Source organism: Telluria mixta (assembly GCF_029223865.1).
GTDB lineage: Bacteria > Pseudomonadota > Gammaproteobacteria > Burkholderiales > Burkholderiaceae_D > Telluria > Telluria mixta.
Map to the genome: position 1 here is coordinate 4525796 of NZ_CP119520.1, position 21930 is coordinate 4547725.

Genomic DNA, 21930 nt, shown 5'->3' on the forward strand with positions numbered 1-21930 from the left:
TGGTCTTCCCGAAAATGTTGCAATGTCGGGCCATGCGCGCGCACGACTGACCTGCCGCAAACGCGCGGGACCGCGCCTCCTTATGCTGCTTGCATGCCGACGACATCTTCCCAACCCCGCGTGAGCGTGCTGGTGCCGACCTTCGAACAGGCGCATTTCATCGCCCGCGCGCTCGCGAGCCTGCAGGCCCAGACGCTGGACGCGTGGGAGGCCGTGGTGGTGGACGACGGCTCGCGCGACGCCACGGCGGCGGTCGTCGCCCCCTTCCTGGAAGATGGGCGCATCCGCTACCTCGCGCTGGACGCGAACGAGGGGCTGGGACGGGCGCTGAACGTGGCGCTGGACGCGACGACGGCGCCGCTCGTCGCCTACCTGCCCAGCGACGACGTGCTTTATCCGCGCCACCTGGAGACGCTGGCGGCGGCGCTCGCGGCGGCGCCGGAGGCCGTGCTGGCGGTGTCCGGCGTGCGCTGGCACTACAACCGCGAGGCCGAAGGATCCGTCCCCGGCGAGGGGCTACAGCTCGTCCAGGCCATGCACCGGCGCACCGGCTTGCGCTGGACCGAGCGCGCCGAGCTCGAGTCCGACGACCTCGACCGGCTGTACTGGTCGCGCCTGCAGGCGCTGGGCGCCAGCGTGGGGACGGGTATCGTGTCCTGCGAGTGGGTCGACCACCCGCGCCAGCGCCACAAGCTGATGCGCGAGCCGGCGGGCGGCATCAACCCGTTCCGCCGGCACTACCGCGTGCACACGCCGCTGCGCTTTCACACGCGCACGGGTAATCCGATCGACGAGGTGGCGCTGTACCGCCGCCTGCGCGAACGTCCGCCGACGCCGCGCGCGCAAGACGGCCTCACGATCCTGCTCGTGGGCGAACTGGCCTACAACGCGGAACGCGTGCTGGCGCTGGAAGAGCAGGGGCACACCTTGTACGGCCTGTGGACGGACACGCCGGCGTGGTTCAACGCGGTGGGCCCGCTGCCGTTCGGCCACGTCGAAGACCTGCCCCGCGACGACTGGCGCGCGGCGCTGCGGCGGCTCCGACCCGACGTGATCTACGCGCAGCTGAACTGGCAGGCCGTGCCGTTCTGCCACGATGTCCTGTTAGCCAGCGCGGGCATCCCGTTTGTCTGGCACTTCAAGGAAGGGCCGTTCATCTGCCTGGAGAAGGGCACGTGGCCGCAACTGCTCGACCTGTACCGCATGGCGGACGGACGCATCTTCAGCTGCCCCGAGACGCGTGACTGGTTCGAGTTGGCGTCGCCGGGCCTGACGCGCACCCGTCCGTGCCACGTCCTCGACGGCGACCTGCCCAAGCGCGACTGGTTCGACGGTCCCGTCGCGCCGCCGCTGTCCGCCGCCGACGGCGAGGTCCACACGGTCGTGCCGGGCCGCCCGATCGGGCTGCACCCGCCCACGGTCGCGGCACTGGCGGCGGCCGGCATCCACCTGCATTTCTACGGCGACTTCACGCATGGCCAGTGGCGCGAGTGGATCGCGACGACGCAGGCACTGGCGGCTCACCACCTGCACCTGCACGGCAACGTGGCGCAAGACCGCTGGGTCGAGGAATTCTCGCGCTACGACGCCGGCTGGCTGCATTGCTTCGCGAGCCGCAATGCAGGCGAGCTGCGCCGCGCGGACTGGGACGACCTGAACCTGCCGGCCCGCGTCGCCACGTTGGCCGCGGCCGGCCTGCCGCTGATCCAGCGCGACAACGGCGACGCTATCGTCGCGGCGCAGGCGCTGGCGCGCCGGCTCGGTGTCGGCGTGTTTTATGACGACATCGATTCACTGGCGGCGCAGTTGCGGGACGGACCGCATATGCAGGCACTGCGCGCGCGCATGTGGGCGCGGCGCGAGCAGTTCTGCTTCGACACGCATGTGCCGGCGCTCGTCGCGTTCTTCCGGCAAGTCATCGCCCATGCGAGCAGCGGGCCGCGGGTGGCAGGCTAGACGGTGATCATGGCGCTGCGCGATCCAGTTGGGCGAGGTAGTCGGCCGCTTCGTTCACGCCTTCCTCGGCCGCCTTGCGGAGCCATGTCCGCGCTTCGGCGATATTTTTCTGGATGCCATATCCCTCCGCCAGGGCGACGCCATAGTGATAGCGGGCGAGGCTCGGATAGCTCGAACCGTCGTCCAGTTGGGCCGCCCGGCGCATCAGGGCGGTCGATTGCGCGGCGTCCTCGCGGATGCCGATGCCGGTTTCGTACATCTGCGCCAGGCCGATCATGGAAAACACGTCGTTCCAGCGCCGGATGCAGTCTTCGAAGATCTGGATGGCGGCCGCGTGGTCGCCGGTCTTGTTCGCCGCATAGCCGTACAGGCATTTGATGCGCTTGGTGCTGGTGACGTAGGACCGATAGCTCAGTTCGCTTTCGGCATCGCGATTGCCGCCCGGCTGGGCATGTGCCGCCGCGCCGTGAAGGGCGGCACACGACATGGTCCAGATCAGTAACTTGCGCATTGGATCTCCCTCGTTGATGACAGTGGTTGATCCTTCAGCAATATTCAGACCATGGCCTGGCGGCCGTCCGGACGTGCGGTGTGTCACGTTATGGCACAGGCACGCGTGCCGGCGTTGCTCAAGGCTGTCGCAACAGGTCGGCGCGCGGATAGCCCCAGTGCGGTACAGGTCGGGGGCAGGGCGCCGCTGCGTCGTCGGCATAGTCGATCGTCGAGAAATTGGCGCTGCCCAGCGGGCTCCAGCGCGCGTCCGTCGCCGTCGTGCCATCGATGGCCGGCGCCCGGGCGAACCGCAGCCATGCGTTGAAGTGGCAATTGTTCTGTTGCAGGTCGTGCAGCCGGGCGAGGCTGTCGCGCGCGTCGCCTTGCCAGGCCAATTGCACATCGTCGCCGGCGGCGCGGCCTGCGATCCCGGCGGGGCAGGATGCGACCGGCGTGATGCCAGGCGCGACGCTGAGCTGGCCGCGGCGCAGGTGGTAGCTGCCGTGCGTGGCATCGGTGGCCACCGTCACGAACGACCAGCACAGCGGATTGGCAGGATAGGCGGACAGGGCGGTGTCGAGCAGGCGCTCGCCCGGGTCGAGGCGGGCGATGGCTGTCGCGACCGTATCGCGGGCCGTGTGCATGGCCGCTGCCTGCAGCGCAACGAAGGCGACGGATGCGGCCAGCCCGGCGGCCAGTACGGTGCGGCCACGGTCACCGCCTGCCCGCCGCATCCGCCAGCGTGCAATCCACGCCAGGACACCGGCCAGGGCCAGCAGCCCGGCCAGCGAACCCCATTGCAGGAATCCGGCGAACGTGACGGCGACGGGCACGCCCACCAGCAAGGCCAGCAGCAGCCCACGCCACACCGGACTGCGCGCCATGAGGGCGAGCGGGATGCCGAACGCGATCCAGAACACGGGCTCGACGATAAAGATGAGGTCGCCGTAATACCAGCGCGCATTGAACGGCCAGAACGGATGCACGCCGTAGACGTTCAGGCCGTCCATCGAAATATGCAGCACCATGCCGACGCAGGCCGCCAGCAGCGCCGCGGTCCGGGCACGCGGGCTGGTGCGCAGCAGGCCGCGCGCGGCCGGCCACAGCAGCCACACGAGTCCCAGCAGCAGTGCGACTTCGCCGAGCACCGCCAGCAACGTGTGCGTATGGCCGCGGTGATGCAGCAGATAGCCCAGCGGCGCTTCGAGCAGCTTCGTGAGCACGAGGTCCAGGTCGGGGAAATTGCTCGCGAGGCAGCCGATGGTAAGCAGCATGCGCGTTCGCACGCGCTGCGCGTCGGATGTCGCCTCGGGCGGGACGCTGCGGTCGATCAGCGCGCCGATGCCGAGGCCGACGACGGAGTGGGTAAGATTATCCATCCTGCAATCTTACCCAAATCACAAGCTGGCGACGCGCGAACTACCCGTTCCGTACTTTGCTGTTGGCGTACACCCACGTGTATTCGGCGCCAAACAGGAAAATCTGCGCGGAATAGTAGAACCACGCGACGAGAATGACAAACGAGCCGGCTGCGCCAAAGCCCGTTGCCACGCTCGATTTCGCAAGGTACAGCCCGATCAATGATTTGCCCACGTTGAAGAGCAACGCTGTCACTGCGGACCCCATCCAGACATCGTGCCAGGATATCTTCGCGGTTGGCATGATCTTGTAGATCATCGCAAACAGGACTGTGAAGAGAGCGAACGACGCGATGAAATTCAATACGCTTGCCAACACGCTTTCCGCTGCAGCGCCTCCGCCCAACCATTCGCCCGTCGCTGCGAGCGCGGCGCTGACGATGAGGGAAATCATCAGCATGAATGCAAATCCGAGAACCAGCCCGAAGGATAATACGCGGCTGCGCAACCAACCCCAGACGCCCGTCGGTTTCTGTTTCGCCGGCACCTGCCAGATGCGGTCCAGATCGGTTTGCAGCTCGGCGAACGTGGCGGTGGCGCCCAGCAGCAAAAGAACGCCGCCGATGATACTGGCGACCACCCCGGTGGACCGTTCACGCGCGGCGTTCAGCAAGCCCTGCACAGCCGTCGCACCTTCCTGACCCATGATGCCTTGAAGCTGCGCAATAATTGCGCCTTGTGCAGCGTCCTGTCCAAATACCATCCCGGCAATCGCGATGATCAGGACCAGCAGCGGTGCCAGGGAAAACAGCGTGTAATACGAAAGCGCCGCCCCCATGCTCGGCGCGTAATCATCCATCCATGCATTTGCCGCCGCCTTGAATATTTGCCACTGCCTGCCGATCCAGCTCGCCGAGGTGTGCTCGAACTTCGGGCGCGGGGGAGTGTTTGGGGAGGATTCCGCATCCTTCGCGTCAGGTTTATGTTCCTCCGGACGCGTCGGCGCATATGCCGTTTCTTTCTGGACCGCGGCGGACGCATCGACGTGGGCATTGCTCCTGGCCGAGGCAAAAGACGCCAACAGCGATACAAGAACACTACCGACCTTCAGCATGTCGCCAGTGTCGTGGCTGCGCTCTGGTGCCTTCTCCGGTGCCCTGTCGGATACAGGGTCTTTTTTGCGCCTCAGGAGCGCATAGCCCGCCGCCGCGACGCCCAGTACGGCGGCGCCGCGCACGTACGGAGAGGAAAGCACGTCTGAAGCCTTCGATTTCAACGCGTTGAATTGCTCATACGTTCCCGGCTCGGCGGCAGCTGCGCGGGTTTCGGCCTCATGCATTTCGTGAGCGGTAGTGGTCATATTGTCCTCATGTGGTCGGCATTCGTGCCGGGCCGCCTCGTTGGTCCAGTACCGAATCCTATTGCTTGATGCTGGAAAGCTTTACCGTAAGGCTTCCGTCAATAGTGTTCGGTACGGTGACTCACCGTCTGCTGCAGCAAAATGAGGATTGCAACTGAAATGCCATGCACGCCGATGAAGTAGACGCTGGGGCAACTGCAGGGTCTTGTCAGATGCGCTTAGTCGGGCAGCACGGCGACGCTACCCACGTAACCGTCCGGCAGCACCAATGACAGGCATGAGCACGCCGACAGCAGCGGTTCATCGCTGGCGCTCCATTCTGCCAACGCCAGCCCGCGGCATTTGAGCCGGGCTTCGCGTTCGCTCCATGCGCGCGCGAACGCGGGCATGCCGGTCAGCGTGGCCGCGCACCCGGGACCGAGATAGTCGCGGGCGACCGCTTGCCAGTCGGGGACGTCGGTAACTTGCATGAGGTCGATGCCGACGGCGCCGGCGTCCAGCCGGAAGGCTGCCACGGACAGGTGGCCGTCGTGGCTGATCGACAGCCCGATGCGATGGCCGTCGAGCAGGGCATACGGTGCTTCACCCGGCGCGCCGCACAGTTGGATGGCTGCAGCAGGCAACCCGCTCGCCTCCGCCAGCGCGGCGAGCAGCGCCAAACGAATCGTACGCCGCGCCGTCGCGCGGTCCGGCTGCCCGCACACGCCAACGATGTGCAAAACGTCGGACGCCGGCGCCTCCGCAAAGCCGCCGCCAGCCCACCAGCGCACGGCCAATGCGTGGTCCATCACACCCGCTGCGGCGCCGCCGGCAACCCGTTCCACGCGGTCGCGGCCGGAATGTGCTCGCCCTTCATGACGAGGGTCAGCGGGCCGATGCGGGCATTGTCCCCGACCTTCGCGCTGTACAGCACGGCGCTGCGCGGGCCCAGGTACACCTTGCTGCCGATGTCGACATGATCGATCTTCATCACGCGGTCCTCGAACAGGTGGGTCTGCGGGCAGGACAGCGCGTTCAGCTCGCTGTGGTCGCCGATCGTCACGCAGTCGAATTCCGTGATGTCCGTCGTGTCCATGTAGACGCCGCGGCCGATGCGGCAGCCCAGCAGGCTGAACGCGAGCGGCAGCCAGGGCGTGCCGCGCAGGTAGCGCATGAAGTTCGGTACGGCGATGCCTTCGTACATGTTCGTGACGCCTTCGGACAGCCACACGAACGGCGTCCACATCGGCTCGGCCCGCTTCTTGTAACGGCCCAGCAGCAGCCATTTGAACGCGAGCACGAACAGGTAGTTGCCGATGCCGTAGGCGAGGCTGATGAGGGCGAGGTCCCAGATCACTTCGCCCCAGCGGCCGGCGCCGGCGATCGGCATCAGGTCCAGCACGACCGTGTAGCCGACGGCGATGACGACCGCGTGCGGCGCGACGATGCGGAAGGCTTCCACGAGCGCGCGGCCCAGGCGGCGCGCCGGCGACGGGCGGTAGGTCAGGTGTTCCGGATAGCCGCTGACCTGTTCGCGCGCGGGCAGGTGGATCGGCGGCGAGCCGAGCCACGTGTCGCCGCCCGTCATGCGCTCGTTCGCGGGCGCATGCGTGTGCACGCCCACGAGGACGCCTTCCGGCAGCACCGTGCCGTCCGGGATGTAGCTGCCGTTGCCGACGAAGCTGCGGTTGGAGACGACAGTCGCTTCCATCGTCATCCAGCCGCCGTCGATCTGCTCGTCGCCCAGCATAACGGCGTCCGCGATGAAGGTCTCGTCGCCCAGGGTCAGCATGTCGGGGACGACGCCCAGCGCCGTCGAGATCTCGGCGTCGCGGCCGACCTTCGCGCCCAGCAGGCGATACCAGAACGGCGCGAACACGGTCGCGTAGATACCGTGCAGGACGTTCAGGCTCGATTCCTGGATATGGCTCACGAGCCATTTCTTGCAGTACGCGTTGCTGTGCACGGCCGAGCGGCCCGGCGTCATGCGCGGCAGGAAGCCCCAGCGGATGGCGGCCGAGACGAGCATCGTCAGCGCGATCAGCACGGCGGACGCGGGCAGCGCCAGCACGAAATAGCGCAGCAGCTGGCCCTGGATCGAGTTCTGCGCGAGGATCGGTAACGTACCGCGTTCGTCGAACCAGTCGATCAGCACGAAGCTGGGGAAGACGGGCATGAAGAACAGCGTGGCGACGAGCAGCATGCCGAACACGAAGAACAGGGCCTCGCCGGCGAGGCGGGCGCGGCTGACGTGCGGGCGCGGCGGCAGGGTCGACGGGTCGAACGCGTCGGCGTCGCGCGCGGGCGAGCCGCTCCAGACGCGGCCGTCAGGCACGCTCGCGCCATCCTGCAGCGCGGACTGGCCCTCCAGGTGGCCGCGCCGGCCCACCTTGGTATTGCCTTCCAGGATCGCGTACGACGACACGCACGCGTCGTCGTCCAGCGCGATGCGGCCGAGGATCAGCCGGCCCCGTTCCACGCGCCCGTTCTCGAAGTTGACGGCATTGCCGATGCTGACGTTGTCGCCGATATCGAGCAGGTCGGGGGCGCGGATCGTCAGCGAGCCGATCACGACGTCCTGCCCGATCTTCGCGCCGAGCAGGCGGAGATACCAGCCGTACAACGACGAGCCGGCCAGCAGGTAGGTCGGCGCGGCCTCGACGAGGCGGTCGGCCAGCCACCAGCGGAAGTAGGTCGCGCCCCACAGCGGGTACACGCCGGGCTTCAAGCGGCCCGCGACGAGCCACTTTCCGCCGATGGCGAACACGAACTCCAGCAGTGTCGCGAGCAGGAACACACCGATGGACGCGGCGATGGCGCGCGTCACGGAGTCGCCCGGGTCGCCCGTGAAGAAGTGATACGTGAAGAACGGCGCCAGCCACTGGGCCATGCGCAGCGTGATCAGCACGGGCACGGTCGCCAGCTGGGCGACGCCGCACAGCCAGCGGCGCGCTTCCGACGGCGGCGTCCAGTCCTGCTCGACCGCAGCCGTGCCGGCGGCCTGGTCCAGGCCCGACGCGATGGCGCCGATCTGCCGGTGCGTATAAATGTCGCGCACCGTGACATGGGCGAAGCGCGGGTCGGCGCGCAGGGCAGTGGCGAGGCGGGCGGCGAAGAACGAGTGACCGCCCAGGTCGGTGAAGAAATCCAGTTCGCGCCGGATCGGCTGACCGGGGAACAATTTTTCCAACGCGGCGAACAGCGCTTCCTCGCCCAGCGTTTCCGCCACGTCCGATTCGGCCGGGTCGCTCGGCAGCGGGGCCGACAAGGCCATCGCCTTCAGGGCTTTCCTGTCGATCTTGCCGGACGTCAGGCGCGGCATCACGGACAATGGTTCGAAGCGGCTCGGCACCATGTACGGCGGCAGTTTTTCCGATAGCGCCCGGCGCAAGGTGGCTGGTGCGAGCTGTTCAGGCGTCGCGCCGGCGGCCGGGACGAGGTAGGCGACGAGGCGGTCGATGCCGTCGTCCTTGCGCAGCAACACGGCCGTCGTGCCGATGCCATCCTGCTGCGCGAGCTGGGCTTCGATCTCGCCCAGTTCGACGCGAAAGCCCCGGATCTTGACCTGGTCGTCCGTGCGGCCCAGGCAAACGACCTGGCCATCCGGTTCGATCCGCGCGAGGTCGCCCGTGCGGTACAGGCGCGGATCGTCCGGGCCCGCGCTCCACGGGTTCGCGAGGAATTTCTCGGCCGTCAGGTCGGGACGGCCGAGGTAACCGGCCGACAGGCCCGGGCCGATGATGCACAGCTCGCCCGTGTCGCCGCGCGGCAGCAGTTGCAAGCCCTTATCGGTCTCGGTCGAAATGACCAGAAGACCATAGTTCGGCAGCGGCGTGCCGATCGTGATCAAACGCCCCGGCTCCAGGCGCGCGAGGCTGGCCGACACGGTCGCTTCCGTGGGGCCATAGGTGTTGAACATCTGCCGGCCCGGCTTCGAAAAGCGCTCGACCACCGTCTCCGGACACATTTCTCCGCCCAGGTTGATGATGCGCAGGCTGGGCACGTCGTCCGCGAACAGCGCGAGCAGGGTCGGCACGGCGTGCAGCACGGTGACGCCATGTTCGGATAGCAGACGCGGCAGCGCCTCCGGATCGCCGGCCGTCTCCTTCGGGCCGATCCACAGGGTGGCGCCGACGAGGTAGGAAATCCAGATTTCCTCGAACGACATGTCGAAGGCAACCGAAAAGCCCTGGTAGACGCGGTCGGTAGCCTTCACGCCCAGCACTTCGTTCTCGCTGCGCAGGAAGTGGCAGATGCTGCGTTGGTCGATGAGGATGCCTTTCGGCTTGCCCGTCGAGCCCGACGTGTAGATGACGTAGGCGGGGGCGTCGCCGTCGACCTTCCCGCGCCGGCGCAGTGCATAGCCTTCGGGCGCGGGCGCCAGCAGGGCTTCGGCGGTGTGGATCGGTTGCGTGACGGTGCCGAGCCGGTCGCGCATGCGCTCGCTGCTCACGAGGGCGGGCGAGCCGGCGTCTTCCATGCACACGAGGAGGCGCTCGACGGGCGTGTCCTCGTCGACCGGCAGCCAGGCGGCGCCGGCCTTCGCGATCGCCGCCTGCATGACGAGCAGGTCGATCCCGCGCGGCATCCACAGGCCGACGATGTGGCCGGGCCGGATGCCCGCGTCGATCAGGCGCGACGCAGCGAGGCTGGCAAGGGCGTCGAGCTCGCGATAGGTCAGGCGGCGGTCGCCGGCGATGAGGGCCGGCTGGTCCGGTGCGCGCGCTGCGCTTGCTTCGAGCAGGTCGGCCAGGATCTCGTCGCGCAACAGTTCGGGCTGGTGCGGGCCGTAGAGGACATCGGGGTGCCGTGTCAGAGGAGAGATATCGTTCATCGACGGCTATGTTGGGGTTGGTTGAATTTCATCAAGACAAAAACGCAAACCTGGCAGCCACATCCGCGCAGGGTACTTCATTTTAACGGCCGGGCGGCGCAAGTGTTTCTTTACGCCCCTGACCGCCTGACATTTGGCCATTTTTGATCTGGATCAAGGATTTGGCCGGGTTACATTTCATAAAATTTCCCTAAAACAATATTTCCTTATTAAAGCCAGGAGCCACGCTTGCGTACCAACCTACCCGTTACGGGCATCGAATATCCGTTACAGGACGGCCAGTCCATCGTCTCGAAGACGGACACCAAGGGCCGCATTACCTATGTCAATCCCACCTTCATCGAAGTCAGCGGCTTCAGCGAAGACGAGCTGATCGGCAAGGCCCACAACATCGTCCGCCACCCGGACATGCCGCCGGCAGCGTTCGCCGACCTGTGGCAAACGCTGCAGGCGGGCGAACCGTGGACAGGACTCGTGAAAAATCGTCGAAAAAACGGCGATTTCTACTGGGTCGTGGCGAACGTCGTGCCCATCAAGGAGGAGGGGACGACGGTCGGCTACATGTCCGTGCGCACCCGTCCCGCGCGCGACCAGGTCGAACGGGCCGAAGCCCTCTATCAACGCCTGCGCGACGGCGGGGCGGATGGATTGGCGATCCGGCGCGGCGCCGTCGTCCGCACCGCGTGGTGGGCGCGCCTGCTCGACTTGCGTACCCTGCCGCTGGGCCGGCGTCTCGGCGTCATGATGAGCGCGCAGGCCTTGCTGATGCTCGTGCTGGCGTGCGTCACCCAGGCCTGGGGCTGGCGCCTGCTCGCCCTGGCCGGCGCGGCGCTGACCTTGCTGGCCTGGGCCGAGCTGCACCGGTCCATCGTGGCGCCGATGCACCGGGCGCTGGACGGCGTGTATGCGCTGGCCGGAGGCGATCTGTCGCGTCCGCCCGCACGGGGACGCGACGACGAAATGGGCCGCCTGCTGCTCGCGCTGCGCCAGTTGAACATCAACCTGACGGCGATCGTGGGCGACGTGCGCACGAGCGTCGGGGCGATCCACGCGGCCACGCGCGACATCGCCACGGGCAACCACGACCTGGCGCGCCGCACGGAAGCGCAGGCGGCCAGTCTGGAGCAGACGGCCGCGAGCCTTGCCCACATCGCGGCGAAGGCGGGGCAGAACACGGACAGCGCCGAGCGCGCCGACGGCCTCGTGGGCGAGGCGTCGCGGGTGGCGGGGCGGGGCGGCGCGGCCGTGCTGGAAGTCGGCACGACGATGGGCCAGATCAGCGGGTCGGCCACGCGCATCGTCGACATCATCGGCCTGATCGACGGCATCGCGTTCCAGACGAACATCCTCGCGCTGAACGCGGCGGTGGAGGCGGCGCGCGCGGGCGAGCAGGGCCGCGGCTTCGCCGTCGTGGCGGGGGAGGTCCGCAGCCTGGCCCAGCGCTCGGCCGGGGCGGCGAAAGAGATCAAGGCGCTGATCGAGGATTCCGTGCACCAGGTCGGGCAAGGCAACGAACTGGTCGACGCGGCCGGCCAGACGATGCGCCAGGTCGTGAGCTCGGTGCAGGACGCGGCCGCCATCATGGGCGACATCACCACGGCGTCGCGCGCGCAGAACGAGGGCATCGCGGAAGTGAACGCGGCGATGGTCGAACTCGACGGCATCACGCGCGAGAACGCGGCCCTCGTGGAGGAATCGGCCATGGCGTCCGCCAGCGTGGCGGAGCAGGCGGGGCATCTGGGCCAGGTGTTGTCGGTTTTTAAAATCGGCCGTCGATAACACAGCGGCCTCGGCGATTTTTGATGCAAGTCAAGGATTTTGCGGACCTGCCTCAATAGACTCGCCCTGTACGTTCACGCCGCAGGCCCAGGAGTTTTCCAGATGTTAGACGTAGTTCCCGCATTCCAGCCCGTCGTCGAGTTCGACGCGGACCTGATCGCCCGGCTGAGCCGCAACGGCCCCCGCTACACGTCGTACCCGACGGCGGACCGCTTCACGGAATCGTTCGGCTACCGCGATTTTCTCCACGCCGTGGCCGACCTGCGCACGCGCGGCGGCGGCAAACCGCTGTCGCTGTACCTGCACATCCCGTTCTGCGACACGGTCTGCTACTACTGCGCCTGTAACAAGATCGTCACGAAGAACCGCGAGAAGGCGGCGACATACCTGGGTTACCTGAAACGCGAAGCCGAGATGCAGGGCCGCCTGTTCGCCGGCATCAACGAGGTCGAGCAGCTGCACTTTGGCGGCGGCACGCCGACTTACCTCTCCGACGCGCAGATGGAAGACCTGATGGCCCACCTGCGCAGGAGTTTTCGCTTCGCGCCGGATGCCGTCGGCGAATACTCCATCGAGATCGACCCGCGCACCGTGTCGCAGGAGCGCGTGCACAGCCTGCGGCGCCAGGGTTTCAACCGCATCAGCCTCGGCGTGCAGGACTTCGATCCCGACGTGCAGCGCGCCGTCAACCGCATCCAGCCCGAGGCCGAGACGCGTGCCATCATCGCGGCCGCGCGCGCCGCGGAGTTCCGCTCCGTCAGCATCGACCTGATCTACGGCCTGCCGAAGCAGACGCCGGACACGATGCGTGCCACCCTCGACAAGGTCATCGCCGCGTCGCCGGACCGCATCGCCGTGTACCACTACGCGCACCTGCCGCATCTGTTCAAGCCGCAGCGCCGCATCGACGAAGCGGACATGCCCGACAGCGACACGAAGCTGCGCATGCTCCAGCTGTGCATCGAACGCCTGACGGCCGCGGGCTATGTCTACATCGGCATGGACCATTTCGCCCGTCCGGACGACGACCTCGCCGTCGCGCAACGGCAGGGCCGCCTGCACCGCAACTTCCAGGGCTATTCCACGCATGCCGATACGGACCTCGTCGCCTGCGGCGTGTCGGCCATCGGCGCCGTCGGCGCCACGTACAGCCAGAACGTCAAGACGCTGGACGCCTATTACGATGCGCTCGACCGCAACGAGCTGCCGGTGGCGCGCGGCGTGCGGCTGTCGATGGACGATGCGCTGCGCCGCAGCGTGATCCAGAAGCTGATGTGCCAGTTCGAACTGTCCATCGCCGCCATCGAACTCGCGTTCCCGATCGCGTTCGACACTTATTTCGCCCGCGAGATGGCGCAGTTGGCCGAACTGGAACGAGATGGACTCGTCGAACTCGCGCCGGACTGGATCAGCGTCACCCTGAAGGGCCGCCTGCTGATCCGCAACGTGTGCATGGTGTTCGACCGCTACCTGGCCACGCGCGGGCCGGCTACGCACTCCAGGACGGTGTGACCTCATGAACGTCGCGCTCCTTCCCGTGTTTGTCGTGGGCCTGCTGGGCAGCGTCCACTGCGCCGGCATGTGCGGCGGGATCGTGGGCGCGCTGTCGGTGGCGCCTTCCGTCGGACGAGTCGTGCCCGTGCGCGTCGTCGCCAGGCGGGCGCCGGTCATGAATGTCTTCGCCTACAACACGGGGCGCATCGGCAGCTACATGGTGGCCGGTGCATTGGCTGGCGGCCTCGCCCAAGGCGCGCAGGCGGTGGCAAGACTGCCGGCGCTGCAGGCGGGCGCGTACTGGCTCGCGAACCTGATGCTGGCCGCGCTGGGCCTGTACCTGATGGATGCGTGGCGCGGCCTCGCGCGGCTGGAGCAGGGCGGCCGCTTCGTGTGGCGCGGCGTGCAGCCGCTGTTGAGAAAAGTCGGCCCGCTGGACCGGCCCGCGCGCATGTTCGTCGCCGGCGGCCTGTGGGGCTGGCTGCCGTGCGGGATGGTCTACAGCGTCCTCGTCACGGCGATGCTGAGCGGTTCCGCGCTCCACGGCGCACTCGTGATGCTGGCCTTCGGCCTCGGCACCCTGCCGATGCTGCTGGGCCTGGGCCTGCTGGGCGCGCGCCTGCGCGGCTGGCTCGCGAGCCAGCGCGTGCGGCTCGCGTGCGGCATCCTCGTGCTGGGCTTCGGCCTGCTGGGACTCGCGCGCGCGGCGGGCGGCCTGCCGCACGGCTGGGTGCAGGAGATCTGCATCGCGCCCGGAGCCGGCGCATGAGCGCGGCCGTCCTCGACGCCGCCGCATGCTGGCATTGCGGCCAGCCGGCACCGGCCGCGAGTCCGTGGTCGGCCGTCGTCGACGGCGAAAGCCGCACCATGTGCTGCCCCGGCTGCGCCGCAGCCGCGCAGGCCATCGCGGATGCGGGCCTCGCCGACTATTACGACAACCGCACCGAATTCGCCGTGCGCATCGGCGATGAGGCCGACCTGGCGGCCTTGCGCGCGTACGACGACGCGCCCGATGCGGGCGATGTCGTCTTCACCATCGAAGGCATCCGTTGCGCCGCGTGCGTGTGGCTGATCGAGCGCCGGGTGAATGCGCTGCCGGGCGTGACGGAGGCGCTGCTGAACGTGGCGACGGAGCGGCTGCGCGTGCACTGGGACCCGTCCGTGTGCCGCGCCAGCGACATCCTCGCCACCTTGCGCGCGATCGGCTACACCGCGTATCCGCTGGACGCCGAGCGCCAGGCCGCACACCTCGAACGGGAGCGCAAGACGCTGTTCCGCCGGCTGTTCGTGGCGGGCCTGGCGATGATGCAGGTGATGATGTACGCGGTTCCTGTCTACCTCGCCACGGACGGCACGATGGATGCCGACATGCGCGCGCTGATGCAGTGGGCCGCGCTGCTGCTGACCGTGCCTGCCGTCGCGTACTCGGCGTGGCCGTTCCTCCAGGGCGCGTGGATGGACCTGCGGCGCGGCGTGGCCGGCATGGACGTGCCGGTGGCGCTGGGCATTCTCGCGGCATCCGGCGCGAGCGTCGTCGCGGTCGTGCGCGGTCATGGCGACGTGTATTTCGATTCGATCACGATGTTCGTGTTCCTGCTGCTGGGCAGCCGCTACCTGGAGCTGGACGCGCGCCGGCGCGCCGCGCGCGCGCTCGAAGGCCTGCAGCGCGCGGCACCCGCGACGGCGCAGCGCTTCGTCATCTATCCGGCGTCGCGCGCGACGGACACCGTTGCCGCCGGCGCGCTCGTTCCGGGCGACGTCGTGCTCGTGCCGCCGGGCCAGGCCGTGCCCGCCGACGGCGTCATCCTCGAAGGCGACACGGAAGTCGACCTCGCGCTGCTGACGGGCGAGAGCCGCACGCGCGCGCTGGGGCCGGGCGCGCAACTGCCCGGTGGCGCCGTCAACGTCGCGCAGGCGATCGTCGTGCGCGTGACGAGCAGTGCGCGCGACAGCACGCTGGCGCTGCTGGTGCGCCTCGTCGAACGCGCCGGCCAGGACAAGCCCGCGCTGGCGCTGTGGGCCGACCGCGTGGGCGCGTGGTTCGTGCTCGCGCTGCTGGTGCTGACCGTCGTCGTGTGCGCGGGCTGGTATCTCGTCGATCCGGCACGTGCGTGGCCGGCCGCGATCGCGGTGCTCGTCGTGTCGTGCCCGTGCGCGCTGTCGCTGGCGACGCCGACGGCGCTGGCCGCCGCCACGGACCGCCTGCTGCGGCGCGGGGCGCTGGCCGTCAAGCCGCACGTGCTGGAAACGCTGGGCCGCGCCACGCACGTCGTGTTCGACAAGACCGGCACGCTGACGTATGGCCACCCCGTGCTGCGCCAGACCGTGACGTTCGGCGGCGCGAGCCGGCGCATGGCGCTGCAGCTTGCCGCGGCGCTGGAAGCGGGCAGCGCGCACCCGCTGGCGCAGGCGATCCGCGACGCGGCCGGGCCGGCGGCGCTGGCGGCCGGCATGGTGAACCAGGTCGTGGGCAAAGGTATCGAGGGCGAGATCGGCGGCCGCCGTTACCGTCTCGGCAACGCCGCGTTCGTGGCGGGCATCGCGTGCGGTGAGGCGCCGGGCGGCCAGGCCAGTGGCGTCACGGCCGTGTGGCTCGGCACGACGTCCGGCTGGGTCGCGCGCTTCGACCTCGTCGATGACATCCGGCCGGAGGCGCGCGACGTCGTGGCCGGCTTGCGTGCGGCCGGCAAGACGGTCGTGCTGCTGTCCGGCGACGACGAGGAGGCCGCACAGGACGTCGCCATGCAGCTCGGCATCGCGCATGCGCTGGGCCACCAGCTGCCCGAAGACAAGCTCTCCGTCGTGCGCGGCCTGCAGCGCGAAGGCGCCGTCGTGGCGATGGTCGGCGACGGCATCAACGACGCGGCCGTGCTGTCGGGTGCCGACGTGAGCTTCGCGATGGGGCAGGGCGCGCAACTGGCGCAACTGCATGCCGACTGCGTGCTGCTGGGTGAAGGCCTGCGCCCGCTGGCGGCCGCGCTGGACACGGCGGCCGCCACCCTGCGCGTGATCCGCCAGAACCTGGGCTGGGCGATGCTGTACAACGTGGCGGCGATTCCGGCGGCCGCGAGCGGCCTGCTGAATCCGTGGCTGTCGGGCGTGGGCATGGCCGCGAGTTCGGCGCTCGTCGTGCTCAATGCGGCGCGCCTGAGGAGGGAATGACGATGGAAGCCTTGTATTTGCTGGTGCCGCTCAGCGTGATGCTCGTCGCGTTCGCGGTGTGGATCTTCTTCGGGGCGGCGGACAGCGGGCAGTTCGACGATCTCGAAGGGCCCGCGCTCCGCATCCTCAGCGACGACGATTGACCAGCCACACGTCGTTCCCGCGAAAGCGGGAACCCATGCCGAGTGTCAGAATTCGATATGTCTGATATGACGTGGCGTACCTCGGGGCCCGGCTTCGGAGTCTCAGTATGGATCCCCGCTTGCGCGGGGATGACGGTGGTCCGGGCGCGCGACGGTGTTACATGCTCGGCCCGCGGCCGGTGCGTTGTTCCTTCTCGATCCGCTCCTGGCACGCAATGCACGTGTGCACCGTCGGCGTGGCCAGCAGCCGCGCTTCCGGAATCTCGCGCCCGCACGAGTCGCAGATCCCGATCGCGCCCGATTCCAGCCGGCCGATCGCGGCGTCGATCTCGTGCAGCAGATTCGTTTCGTGCTCGGCCAGGTGTTCCTCGTTATGGCTGAGCATCTCGCCGGCCGGTGCATCGTCGTTCTGGCCCATGTGGGCGTTCGGCGAGATCGCCGGGCGGTCGTCCGTATCGCCATCCGTGCGGCCGCGCACGGTGGCCAGCGCGTCCTCGCGGGCCTTGCGCAGGCGCTGGCCGAGTTCCTCGTGTAGTTCAGGTGAAATTGGCGGCATGGTCGTCGTCCTCTTCGTTGTCAAATCCTTCGGTCAGTGTGGCGGGACCATCGCGCGTCATGTTTGACGCACCTCATATCGTCCTTTCGTAACGCCAGTCTGCTTTCAGCAACATCGAGGAAGAAGCCGGCTCCTTCCTTGGACCCAATCTGGAATTTTTGATTCACATCAAGGATTTGGAACCCCCAGGAAACCTACCCTGACGGTGTCGTCTTTCTTATTCTTCAGGGAGTGCACCTTGGACAGCAGTCTAAACTATAACTACAAGATCGTGCGCCAGTTTGCCATCGCAACTGTCGTCTGGGGCGTAATCGGCATGCTGGCGGGCGTGTGGATTGCCGCGCAGCTCGCCTGGCCGGCATTGAACTTCGATATCCCGTGGCTCACGTACGGCCGCCTGCGGCCGCTGCACACGAACGCGGTGATCTTCGCGTTCGGCATCTGCGGCCTGTTCGCCACGTCCTACTATGTCGTGCAGCGAACGTGCCAGGTCCGGCTGTTCTCGGACAGGCTGGCCGCGTTCACGTTCTGGGGCTGGCAGGCCGTGCTCGTGTCGGCCGCGATCACCCTGCCGCTGGGCTTCACGCGCGGCAAGGAATACGCCGAGCTGGAATGGCCGATCGCCATCCTGATCGCCGTCGTGTGGGTCGCGTATGCCGTCGTCTTCTTCGGCACCATCGTCAAGCGCCGCGTGCAGCACATCTATGTCGCCAACTGGTTCTTCGGCGGCTACATCCTCGCGGTGGCCATCCTCCACATCGTCAACGGCATGTCGATGCCCGTCACGCTGTTCAAGTCGTACTCGATGTACGCCGGTGTGCAGGATGCGATGATCCAGTGGTGGTACGGCCATAACGCCGTCGGCTTCATCCTCACGGCCGGCTACCTGGGCATGGTGTACTACTTCATCCCGAAACAGGCCGAGCGGCCCGTGTATTCGTACCGCCTGTCGATCGTCCACTTCTGGGCCCTGATCTTCACCTACATGTGGGCCGGCCCGCACCATCTGCACTACACGGCGCTCCCGGACTGGACGCAGTCGATCGGCATGGTGTTCTCGCTGATCCTGCTGGCGCCGTCGTGGGGCGGCATGATCAACGGGATCATGACCCTGTCCGGCGCCTGGCACAAGCTGCGCTCGGACCCGATCCTGAAATTCATGATCGTCTCGCTGTCGTTCTACGGCATGGCCACGTTCGAGGGCCCGATGATGTCGATCAAGACGATCAACTCGCTGTCGCACTACACGGACTGGGGCATCGCCCACGTGCACGGCGGCGCGCTGGGCTGGGTCGGTTTCATCACGATGGGTTCCCTGTACTACCTGATCCCGCGCCTCGCCGGCAAGAAGCAGATGGCCAGCGTAGCCCTCGTCGATGCGCACTTCTGGCTCGGCACCATCGGCATCGTGCTGTACATCGCCGCGATGTGGATCGCCGGCGTGATGCAGGGCCTGATGTGGCGCGCCGTGAACCCGGACGGCACCTTGACCTACACCTTCGTCGAAGGCGTCAAGGCGACGTATCCGTACTACGTGATCCGCTTCGGCGGCGGCCTGATGTACCTGACCGGCATGTGCCTGATGGCGTACAACACGTGGCTGACGATGCGCGGCACGCAATCGGTCGACGCACGTATCCCCGCGCTGGCTTCGCATGGCAAGACGCATGCGGTCCCGGAACACGCCTAACAGAACACGCAGGAGCAAAACCATGAAATTCACCCATGAGTGGATCGAGAAGAATCCCTGGCTGCTGATCGGCCTCGTGCTGGTCGTGATCTCGTTCGGCGGCCTCGTCGAGATCGTGCCGCTGTTCTTCCAGCATTCGACCACCGAACCCGTCGCCGGCCTGAAGCCGTATTCGCCGCTGCGCCTCGCGGGCCGCGACGTCTACATCCGCGAAGGCTGCTACAACTGCCACTCGCAGATGATCCGCCCGTTCCGCGCCGAGACGGAGCGCTACGGCCATTACTCGGTCGCGGGCGAATTCGTCTACGACCACCCGTTCCAGTGGGGTTCCAAGCGCACCGGCCCCGACCTCGCGCGCGTGGGCGGCCGCTATTCGGACGAGTGGCACCGCACGCACCTCGACAACCCGCGCGACGTCGTGCCGGAATCGAACATGCCCGGCTATCCGTGGCTGGCCACGGCGAAGCTGGACCCGCAATCCATCGTGCCGAAGATGCGCGCGATGCAGCGCCTGAACGTCCCGTACACGGAACAGGACATCAAGGACGCGCCCGCGCAACTGGCCGACAAGACGGAGCAGGACGCGCTGGTCGCCTACCTGCAGGGTCTCGGCACGCAAATCAAATCGAGGAATTGAGATGGCCATCCAACATGTTTTCGACGACGCGAGCCGCGTGATGACGATCGTGAGTTTCACCACCTTCCTGGGCATCCTGGCCTGGACCTTCCTGCTGCGCAAGGAGCGGGACTTCGCCGCCACGGCCGCGCTGCCCTTTGCAGACGACGAGGTGGAGGACGACTATGTCTGACTTCACGAGCGGTTTCTGGAACTGGTACATCGTCCTGATCACGGTGCTGGGCATCGCCGGCTGCGCGATCCTGCTGTGGTCGCAGTCGCGCCACAAGGTGCGCCTCGACGAGCACGGCCAGCCCGAAAAGACGACGGGCCACGTGTGGGACGAGGACCTGACGGAACTGAACACGCCGATGCCGCGCTGGTGGATGTTCATGTTCTACCTGACGATCCTGTTCGGCATCGGCTACCTGGTCCTGTACCCCGGCCTCGGCAGCTACGCCGGCCGGCTGGGCTGGCAATCGGCCGGCGCGTACAGGCAGGAACTGGCGAAGGCCGATGCCGACTACGGCCCGCTGTTCGCGCAATACCTCAAGCGCGACCTCAAGGACGTGGCAAGCGACCCGCAGGCCCACGCCATCGGCGAGCGCCTGTTCCTCACGTATTGCGCGCAGTGCCACGGCTCTGACGCCCGCGGCAACAAGGGCTATCCGAACCTGACGGACAGCGACTGGCTGTACGGCGGGGAGCCGTCGGTGATCAAGGAAACGATCATGAAGGGCCGCAACGGCCAGATGCCGCCGATGGGCGCGGCGCTCGGTGCCGACAAGGACGTCGAGAACGTCGCGCACTACGTGATGAGTCTCTCCGGCGCGCCGGCGGACCCGATCAAGGTCGCCTTCGGCAAACCGAAGTTCGCCGCCTGCGCCGCGTGCCACGGCCCCGACGCGCACGGCAATCCGATGCTGGGCGCGCCGAACCTGACGGACAAGGTGTGGCTGTACGGCGGCAGCCCGGAGACGATCATGGAGACGATCCGCAAGGGCCGCAACAACACGATGCCCGCGTGGGGCGAATTCCTCGGCGAGGGCAAGGCGCACGTGCTGGCCGCCTACGTCTGGTCGCTGTCCAATACGCCTGGCACGCAGCACGAGGTGGCGGCAAAATGAATGCGCGCGCGCCCAAGGAGACGGTCATCAAGATGTACGCCAAACGCGAGGACATCCATCCGCGCGTGGTGAAGGGACCGTTCGCCACCCTGCGCCGGGCGTGCGTCTGGCTCACGCAGGCGCTGTTCTACGGCCTGCCGTGGCTGTCCATGCACGGCCGCCAGGCGGTCCTGTTCGACCTGGGCGCCCGTAAATTCCACCTGTTCGGCCTCGTGCTGTGGCCGCAGGATTTCATTTATCTCGCGGCCCTGCTGATCATCAGCGCCTACGGTTTGTTCCTCGTGACCGCGGTGGCGGGGCGCGTGTGGTGCGGCTATGCCTGCCCGCAAACGGTCTACACCGAGATCTTCCTGTGGATCGAGCGCCGCATCGAAGGCGACCGCAGCGCGCGCATCCGCCTCGACCGCCAGCCGTGGACCCTGGAAAAGCTGGGCAAGCGGGGCGCCAAGCACCTGGCCTGGGGCACGGTCGCCCTGTGGACCGGTTTTACCTTCGTCGGCTACTTCACGCCGATCCGTGCGCTGGGCGACGCCGTCGCGCACCTGGGCCTCGGTCCGTGGGAAGCGTTCTGGATCCTGTTCTACGGCTTCGCCACGTACGGCAACGCGGGCTGGATGCGCGAGCAGGTGTGCAAGTACATGTGCCCATACGCCCGCTTCCAGAGCGCGATGTTCGACCGCGACACGCTGATCGTCAGCTACGACGTGGCCCGTGGCGAGCCCCGCGGCGCGGCGCGCAACGGCACCAAAGGTGACTGCATCGACTGCTCGCTGTGCGTACAGGTCTGCCCGGTCGGCATCGACATCCGCGATGGCCTGCAATACGAATGCATCGGCTGCGCCGCCTGCATCGATGCCTGTTCCGGCGTGATGGACAAGGTAGGAAGACCGCGCGGCCTGATCCGCTACTCGACCGAGAATGCCCTGGCCGGCGGCTGGAATGCAAAGCAGATCCGCGCCCGCCTGCTGCGCCCGCGCACGATCGGCTACGGCCTCGTGTTCGTCCTGATGGCGGCCGGCATGAGCACGGCGCTGGCGTTGCGCACGCCGCTCAAGCTGGACGTGATCCGCGACCGCGGCTCGATGGGCCGCGAAGTCGAAGACGGCAAGATCGAGAACGTGTACCGCCTGCAGCTGATGAACACGGGCGAGCGTCCGCACCTGTTCCACATTGGCGTCTCCGGCATCCCGTCCGCCGCCATCGCCGACGAAGACCTCGTCGAACTGGATGGCGCCTCCACGCGCGCGGTGCCGGTGCGCGTGCGCATCGAGCACGGCGCCGCACGCACCGGGTCGAATGCGCTCACGTTCACCGTGACGGCACAGGACGAACCCGCATTGCGCGTGACCGAGAAGGCCGTCTTCATCGTGCCGCGCTGAACGAT

General features: G+C 67.5%; 17 protein-coding genes. 11 read left to right on the forward strand and 6 right to left on the reverse strand.

Translation table 11 applies throughout. The features are described 5' to 3' along the window. Positions 1-93: 93 nt before the first annotated feature. Positions 94-1956 (forward strand): glycosyltransferase, encoded by a 1863-nt coding sequence (locus P0M04_RS20240; protein ID WP_259447319.1) that lies wholly within the window; start codon positions 94-96, stop codon positions 1954-1956. Between the two features lie 7 nt (positions 1957-1963). On the opposite strand, the gene P0M04_RS20245 is transcribed toward P0M04_RS20240, so the two are convergent. The 5 genes from P0M04_RS20245 to P0M04_RS20265 form a co-directional block, all read right to left on the reverse strand. Beyond that, positions 1964-2467 carry a tetratricopeptide repeat protein gene (locus P0M04_RS20245; protein WP_259447318.1) on the reverse strand — a complete coding sequence of 168 codons (504 nt, stop codon included), beginning with the start codon at positions 2465-2467 and terminating at the stop codon, positions 1964-1966. A 118-nt stretch (positions 2468-2585) separates the two neighbouring features. Further along, the gene (locus P0M04_RS20250) at positions 2586-3827 is read right to left on the reverse strand and encodes a metal-dependent hydrolase (RefSeq protein WP_259447317.1); all 1242 of its coding nucleotides are present in this window, start codon (positions 3825-3827) and stop codon (positions 2586-2588) included. Between the two features lie 40 nt (positions 3828-3867). Continuing rightward, positions 3868-5166 carry a YihY/virulence factor BrkB family protein gene (locus P0M04_RS20255; protein WP_259447316.1) on the reverse strand — a complete coding sequence of 433 codons (1299 nt, stop codon included), beginning with the start codon at positions 5164-5166 and terminating at the stop codon, positions 3868-3870. 218 nt (positions 5167-5384) lie between these two features. Continuing rightward, positions 5385-5954: a 4'-phosphopantetheinyl transferase family protein gene (locus P0M04_RS20260; RefSeq protein WP_259447315.1), complete on the reverse strand. Its 570-nt coding sequence runs from the start codon at positions 5952-5954 to the stop codon at positions 5385-5387. Beyond that, the gene (locus P0M04_RS20265) at positions 5954-9979 is read right to left on the reverse strand and encodes a Pls/PosA family non-ribosomal peptide synthetase (RefSeq protein WP_259447314.1); all 4026 of its coding nucleotides are present in this window, start codon (positions 9977-9979) and stop codon (positions 5954-5956) included. The genes P0M04_RS20260 and P0M04_RS20265 overlap by 1 nt, the downstream gene beginning before the upstream one ends. 228 nt (positions 9980-10207) lie before the next feature. Between P0M04_RS20265 and P0M04_RS20270 the strand changes: the two genes are divergently transcribed. The 5 genes from P0M04_RS20270 to ccoS all read left to right on the forward strand — a co-directional run bounded on the left by P0M04_RS20270 (position 10208) and on the right by ccoS (position 16557). Beyond that, entirely contained in the window at positions 10208-11758 is a 1551-nt protein-coding gene (locus tag P0M04_RS20270) for a methyl-accepting chemotaxis protein (protein ID WP_259447313.1), read from the forward strand. A 102-nt stretch (positions 11759-11860) separates the two neighbouring features. Continuing rightward, positions 11861-13270 (forward strand): oxygen-independent coproporphyrinogen III oxidase, encoded by a 1410-nt coding sequence (gene hemN, locus P0M04_RS20275; RefSeq protein ID WP_259447312.1) that lies wholly within the window; start codon positions 11861-11863, stop codon positions 13268-13270. Between the two features lie 4 nt (positions 13271-13274). Further along, the gene (locus tag P0M04_RS20280; RefSeq protein WP_259447311.1) at positions 13275-14021 is read left to right on the forward strand and encodes a sulfite exporter TauE/SafE family protein; all 747 of its coding nucleotides are present in this window, start codon (positions 13275-13277) and stop codon (positions 14019-14021) included. Next, positions 14018-16414, forward strand: a complete 2397-nt coding sequence (locus P0M04_RS20285) for a heavy metal translocating P-type ATPase (protein ID WP_259447310.1) — start codon at positions 14018-14020, stop codon at positions 16412-16414. The genes P0M04_RS20280 and P0M04_RS20285 overlap by 4 nt, the downstream gene beginning before the upstream one ends. 2 nt (positions 16415-16416) lie before the next feature. Further along, entirely contained in the window at positions 16417-16557 is a 141-nt protein-coding gene (gene ccoS / locus P0M04_RS20290) for a cbb3-type cytochrome oxidase assembly protein CcoS (RefSeq protein WP_036240176.1), read from the forward strand. A gap of 157 nt (positions 16558-16714) precedes the next feature. On the opposite strand, the gene P0M04_RS20295 is transcribed toward ccoS, so the two are convergent. After that, positions 16715-17113, reverse strand: coding sequence for a TraR/DksA family transcriptional regulator (locus P0M04_RS20295; protein ID WP_259447309.1), 399 nt, complete (start codon positions 17111-17113; stop codon positions 16715-16717). Between the two features lie 238 nt (positions 17114-17351). On the opposite strand from P0M04_RS20295, the gene ccoN reads away from it, so the two are divergent. The 5 genes from ccoN to ccoG are packed head-to-tail and all read left to right on the forward strand — an operon-like array spanning position 17352 to position 21925. Further along, the gene (gene ccoN, locus P0M04_RS20300) at positions 17352-18803 is read left to right on the forward strand and encodes a cytochrome-c oxidase, cbb3-type subunit I (protein WP_259447308.1); all 1452 of its coding nucleotides are present in this window, start codon (positions 17352-17354) and stop codon (positions 18801-18803) included. Positions 18804-18825: 22 nt separating this feature from the next. Then, entirely contained in the window at positions 18826-19440 is a 615-nt protein-coding gene (ccoO, locus tag P0M04_RS20305) for a cytochrome-c oxidase, cbb3-type subunit II (protein WP_091667341.1), read from the forward strand. A gap of 1 nt (position 19441) precedes the next feature. Further along, positions 19442-19612: a cbb3-type cytochrome c oxidase subunit 3 gene (locus P0M04_RS20310; protein ID WP_259447307.1), complete on the forward strand. Its 171-nt coding sequence runs from the start codon at positions 19442-19444 to the stop codon at positions 19610-19612. After that, on the forward strand, positions 19605-20546 hold the full coding sequence (gene ccoP / locus P0M04_RS20315; protein ID WP_259447306.1) for a cytochrome-c oxidase, cbb3-type subunit III: 942 nt from the start codon (positions 19605-19607) through the stop codon (positions 20544-20546). Before P0M04_RS20310 ends, ccoP begins: the two co-directional genes overlap by 8 nt. Continuing rightward, positions 20543-21925, forward strand: a complete 1383-nt coding sequence (ccoG, locus tag P0M04_RS20320) for a cytochrome c oxidase accessory protein CcoG (RefSeq protein WP_259447305.1) — start codon at positions 20543-20545, stop codon at positions 21923-21925. Before ccoP ends, ccoG begins: the two co-directional genes overlap by 4 nt. Positions 21926-21930: the final 5 nt, after the last annotated feature.

Excerpts from the sequence above, each read along its gene's own strand:
- P0M04_RS20285 (WP_259447310.1), top strand. The coding sequence starts at position 14,018 with ATGAGCGCGGCCGTCCTCGACGCCGCCGCATGCTGGCATTGCGGCCAG.
- P0M04_RS20295 (WP_259447309.1), bottom strand. The coding sequence starts at position 17,113 with ATGCCGCCAATTTCACCTGAACTACACGAGGAACTCGGCCAGCGCCTG.
- P0M04_RS20245 (WP_259447318.1), bottom strand. The coding sequence starts at position 2,467 with ATGCGCAAGTTACTGATCTGGACCATGTCGTGTGCCGCCCTTCACGGC.
- P0M04_RS20260 (WP_259447315.1), bottom strand. The coding sequence starts at position 5,954 with ATGGACCACGCATTGGCCGTGCGCTGGTGGGCTGGCGGCGGCTTTGCG.
- P0M04_RS20310 (WP_259447307.1), top strand. The coding sequence starts at position 19,442 with ATGGCCATCCAACATGTTTTCGACGACGCGAGCCGCGTGATGACGATC.
- P0M04_RS20255 (WP_259447316.1), bottom strand. The coding sequence starts at position 5,166 with ATGACCACTACCGCTCACGAAATGCATGAGGCCGAAACCCGCGCAGCT.
- ccoP (WP_259447306.1), top strand. The coding sequence starts at position 19,605 with ATGTCTGACTTCACGAGCGGTTTCTGGAACTGGTACATCGTCCTGATC.
- P0M04_RS20240 (WP_259447319.1), top strand. The coding sequence starts at position 94 with ATGCCGACGACATCTTCCCAACCCCGCGTGAGCGTGCTGGTGCCGACC.
- P0M04_RS20280 (WP_259447311.1), top strand. The coding sequence starts at position 13,275 with ATGAACGTCGCGCTCCTTCCCGTGTTTGTCGTGGGCCTGCTGGGCAGC.
- ccoG (WP_259447305.1), top strand. The coding sequence starts at position 20,543 with ATGAATGCGCGCGCGCCCAAGGAGACGGTCATCAAGATGTACGCCAAA.
- ccoO (WP_091667341.1), top strand. The coding sequence starts at position 18,826 with ATGAAATTCACCCATGAGTGGATCGAGAAGAATCCCTGGCTGCTGATC.
- ccoS (WP_036240176.1), top strand. The coding sequence starts at position 16,417 with ATGGAAGCCTTGTATTTGCTGGTGCCGCTCAGCGTGATGCTCGTCGCG.
- P0M04_RS20250 (WP_259447317.1), bottom strand. The coding sequence starts at position 3,827 with ATGGATAATCTTACCCACTCCGTCGTCGGCCTCGGCATCGGCGCGCTG.
- P0M04_RS20265 (WP_259447314.1), bottom strand. The coding sequence starts at position 9,979 with ATGAACGATATCTCTCCTCTGACACGGCACCCCGATGTCCTCTACGGC.
- hemN (WP_259447312.1), top strand. The coding sequence starts at position 11,861 with ATGTTAGACGTAGTTCCCGCATTCCAGCCCGTCGTCGAGTTCGACGCG.